We start from the raw sequence: 2,091 nt of genomic DNA on the forward strand, positions 1-2,091 counted from the left end.
CGATTGACTTACTTAGTGTATCTGGTCATAAGATTAACGGACCGCAAGGCGTGGGTGCATTATATATCCGCCAAGGTACACGCATTCAGCCGCTAATGCATGGGGGACTTCAGGAAAAGAAACGCCGTGCCGGGACAGAAAACATCGCCGGTATTGCGGGTCTGGCTAAAGCCGCAACTCTAGCTAATGCTTCCATTGAGGAGCGTGGGGTGCACGATACGGTTCTTCGCCAGACACTGCTTAAAGGGTTGGAAGACACTCTGGGTAGCCAAAATTTTGTAATTAACGGTGATCCTGATCATTCTTTACCTAATGTCCTTAATGTTAGCTTTCCGGCCATTGGTACAGAGACCATGCTGATGAACCTTGACATGGAAGGAATCGCAGTAGCAAGCGGATCAGCCTGTACTTCCGGATCTCTAGAGCTATCGCATGTATTGCAGGCGATGGATCTTCCTGAAGATGTTTTACATTCAGCGATTCGGTTTAGCTTCGGTTTGGGTAATACTACGGAAGAAATGGAATACACGGCCAAGAAAATTGAAACCATATGGAAGCGGCTGCGTACTAGGTACTAGGGATTTCTCCGCATTTTAATAAGAAGGGAGGGGCGGTTTTCCATTTCATTGCATGAACGGAAGCAAGGTCTGACAGGCATGTAGGAAAAGGACCGCACCTTCGTTCGGATTGCAGAATGAGGAGGTACCCTATATATGAAGCTTCAAGATATGATCGGACTTGCCGTTTTCGATGTGGAGGACGGGAAGCAGATTGGTAAAATACATGACTTTATGGTGACAGCTGATTGGCGGATCACAGGGATCGAGTTGGAAGGAAAAGGGCTTTTTTCTTCTCACGTGAAAATGGTTGCTTGGGATGACATCGTTGCTTACGGTGAGGATGCGATCATGATTCGCAATCAGCAGGCTGTCCGTAAAACGGAGGCCCATGATATACAACATACGTACTTGCTTGGACCCGGTAAACTGAAGGATCTATCCGTGCTAACAGAGGAAGGGCTTATGCTCGGGCACATCTCGGATGTTTATTTTGACCAGGAAATGGGCAATAACATAATAGGCTTGGAAATCAGCGATGGTTTTGTATCGGATATTATAGAGGGGCGGAAATGGCTGCCCTGCACCGAAGATATGTCCATCGGGGAAAATGCTGTTATGGTTCCCCCGTTAAGCGAGCAACGTCTGGAAAAAGCCATATATTCTGTTAATGGATAGGGTGAGTTTATTGAGATGTCCGAATTGTAATTCCAAAGATATCGGCAAAATCGGCTCCCATCAATTTTATTGCTGGGGATGCTTTATCGAACTTCAGGTGAATGGTGAAAAAATGTCTGTCTACCAAGTGGAAGAGGATGGAACGCTCAGTTCGCTGGACGACCTATTCTTTGGAGATGAGATGGCACAACAGGACTTGCCGCAAATTCATGCTTCTTCCTAAGCTTGACACCGAAAGTGGACAGGCTGCTTGCTAAGAGGTGTGATCTACATACACTTAGTAGGTTGGATAATGCTTGATAAAAACAACGAAGAGGGTGCCCCGAACGGCCATATTGGCTGGGGCACCCTCTTTTGTATACCGTTTTTGTGAAGATGGTTAGTTCTACAATTTAAAGCGTTTGACCTCTTCCAATAAAAGATCTGCATGAGAATCAAGTTTGGCAGAAAGGTCGGCAATATTGTTCATGGCATGACCTTGTTCTTGCACAGAGGAAGCCACTTCCTCTGTAGATGCTGCACTTTGTTCAGAAACAGCGACAACGCTGGAAATGACATCGGAAATATGTCCAGCATTCACACGGAGATGATCTGTAGCGGCGGTAACGTCCTCAATTTGGGCAAGCATATGCTGAGAAGCCCCACGAATGGATTCAAACGCCTGTCTCGTTGCAATGGCAGCATGCTCCTGTTCTACAGTTACAGCAAGAGCCTTCTTCATTTCCTCCGCGCTTTGTACTCCTGCAATTTTAATTTCTTCCAGCTTACTCATGATACTGTCACTGGAACTGCCCGCTTGCTCAGCCAGCTTTCTCACTTCTCCCGCGACGACGGCAAAACCTCGTCCGTGTTCTCC

General features: G+C 46.7%; 4 protein-coding genes. 3 read left to right on the top strand and 1 reads right to left on the bottom strand.

Annotation, left to right across the window (positions count from 1 at the left end; translation table 11 throughout):
- The 3 genes from GRP75_RS25225 to GRP75_RS25235 all read left to right on the top strand — a co-directional run.
- Positions 1-578: cysteine desulfurase family protein (locus tag GRP75_RS25225; RefSeq protein ID WP_160790698.1), on the top strand; the 578-nt coding region annotated here is incomplete at its 5' end.
- A gap of 135 nt (positions 579-713) precedes the next feature.
- Positions 714-1,235 carry a PRC-barrel domain-containing protein gene (locus GRP75_RS25230; protein WP_013311530.1) on the top strand — a complete coding sequence of 174 codons (522 nt, stop codon included), beginning with the start codon at positions 714-716 and terminating at the stop codon, positions 1,233-1,235.
- 10 nt (positions 1,236-1,245) lie between these two features.
- On the top strand, positions 1,246-1,458 hold the full coding sequence (locus tag GRP75_RS25235; RefSeq protein ID WP_013311529.1) for a hypothetical protein: 213 nt from the start codon (positions 1,246-1,248) through the stop codon (positions 1,456-1,458).
- Between the two features lie 162 nt (positions 1,459-1,620).
- Here the strand turns inward: GRP75_RS25235 and GRP75_RS25240 are convergent.
- Positions 1,621-2,091 (bottom strand): methyl-accepting chemotaxis protein (locus tag GRP75_RS25240; protein WP_237449189.1); only part of this gene is annotated, 471 nt, incomplete at its 5' end.

Source organism: Paenibacillus sp. OT2-17 (genome assembly GCF_009827695.1).
Lineage (GTDB): Bacteria > Bacillota > Bacilli > Paenibacillales > Paenibacillaceae > Paenibacillus > Paenibacillus polymyxa_B.